A 1,732-nucleotide genomic window follows, 5' to 3' on the forward strand; every position below is an offset into this window, starting at 1 on the left:
TAGCGCGCCTCCATGGCATGGAGGAGGTCTGGGGTTCGAATCCCCATAGCTCCACAGCGGAGTGGTGCGTCGGCTGAGCCGATCGCCGCTCCTTTTCTATTGCGCGGGGACCGTGCTGAAGCGGAGGACGGCTCCCACGGGGGTGCTCGTCCCGTCGTCCGACGGCAGGACCACCAGCTCGCTGTCCGTCGCGACGGCGGCCCTCACGAGAGCGGCGTCCGCCCGTTCCTGCTCGGGATCGGTGACGCCGAACTCCTCGCGGAGTTCCTCCGCGGTCGCGGCGACCTGCACGGGCTCCGGGCCGATCCACAGGCGGGCGTCAGAGTCCAGGTCGTCCGGGAGGAGCAGCGTCTCCACCTGGCCGTGGCGCAGAGCCGTCGAGGTCTCCGGCAGGCCCGCCACCGCTCGGTCCCCGTTCGCGAGCTCCCGGTCGAAACGCTCCGCGACCGTCATGACGCGCTCGTACGTCTTCAGCCTCAGGAGGCGGCGCAGCTCCGCGTCCAGGTCCGGGTCGTCGATGTCGGTGTTCTTGTCGGCCTCGACGGTGTGCTCCAGGACGTTCTCCGAGATCTCCTCCAGGACGGCGTTCCGGACGCGCGTGTCGCCGGCGATCACGATGGCCTCCGCGCCGCAGCGGTCGGCGGCGCGGTCGATCTCGTGCGCCACCTTCTTCGCGTTGATCTTCCAGGTGTTCTCCGCCGCGCGCTGGAACCGCGACTGGTTCCAGTCGCCGGCCTTCGTCTTGCGGATGGGGTACTCCTCGTCCCCCTCCACGTCGATGTGCCAGTGCTCGTCCTTCGCCGTCACGCAGTCGATCGCGCCGCCGCGGCGGTCGACGACGGCCGTCAGGTGGGGGATCTTCTCACCTCGCTCGGCCAGGTACGGCAGGACGTCCGGGAGCGGGCCGAACGTGGCGCGCGGGTTCTGCGGCGGGCGGGGCAGCCGCTCGCGGTACAGCACCTCGCCGTCCGCGGCGAAGACCACGATGCCCTCCGAGCGGCGCTCCGCGATCTCCTCGTCGATGACCCGGTCCAGCGCGCGCAGGGTGTCCTCCGGGGCGTTCTGGTCCTCCAGGTCCGCGCGCAGCGCCCGCCACCGCAGCTCCACGGCCTTGGCCGCGTCCTCGGTGGTCCGGGTCAGGTCGGCGTACACCGACGCGTACGGGCCCGGACGTTGATACAGCGTCTTGAGGAATGCCAGCTCCATGGGGTGGCCGTACCCCTCCTAGCTGGGACAAACGTAAAGAAGGCGGGCGTTGGGGGCTCAGCCCTCGGCTGACTGCTGGAGGCGCGCGTAGGCGAGTTGCAGCCAGTCCGAGCCGGCGACCGCCGTCATCGTGGCGCCGGCCAGGCGGGTCGCCTGCGGGGCGAACACCAAGCCCGCCGCGTACGCCGTCGCGACCCACTGCGCGGTGCAGAACGGGCACGTGACCAGTTCGCCGACGGCGTGCCGGACGCCCCTCCCGCGCGCCTCCTCGGCGAGTTCCGCGGGACCGGACGTCCCGGAGTACCGGGTGAACGGGGCGCGCAGCGGGCTCGTCACCGGGTCCTTGGCGATCAGCCGGGCCAGCTTGTGCGTCGTGACCGTCATCAGCGCCAGGTCGGCGAAGCCGACCGCCGGCGGCCGGTCGCGCAGCCTGCGGCCGAGCAGCGCCAGCGCCCCGGCCGTGACCGCGTACACGCCGAGGGTGGCGAGGTAGGAGCCGAGCGGGCGGTCCTCGCCGTCCGCGTAC

The 1,732-nt window shown here is 72.1% G+C and carries 2 protein-coding genes; both read right to left on the reverse strand.

What is annotated here, in order from left to right; all coding sequences use genetic code 11:
* Positions 1–96: 96 nt before the first annotated feature.
* Complete coding sequence (locus ACIWVC_RS33520) at positions 97–1,206, reverse strand: Vms1/Ankzf1 family peptidyl-tRNA hydrolase (RefSeq protein ID WP_396455081.1); 1,110 nt, start codon at positions 1,204–1,206, stop codon at positions 97–99.
* A 57-nt stretch (positions 1,207–1,263) separates the two neighbouring features.
* Positions 1,264–1,732: DUF1360 domain-containing protein (locus tag ACIWVC_RS33525; RefSeq protein WP_396449614.1), on the reverse strand; the 469-nt coding region annotated here is incomplete at its 5' end.

This window comes from Actinomadura sp., from assembly GCF_044508335.1.
GTDB lineage: Bacteria > Actinomycetota > Actinomycetes > Streptosporangiales > Streptosporangiaceae > Spirillospora.

Coding starts and splice junctions, on each gene's coding strand:
- ACIWVC_RS33520 (WP_396455081.1), bottom strand. CDS start 1,206: ATGGAGCTGGCATTCCTCAAGACGCTGTATCAACGTCCGGGCCCGTAC.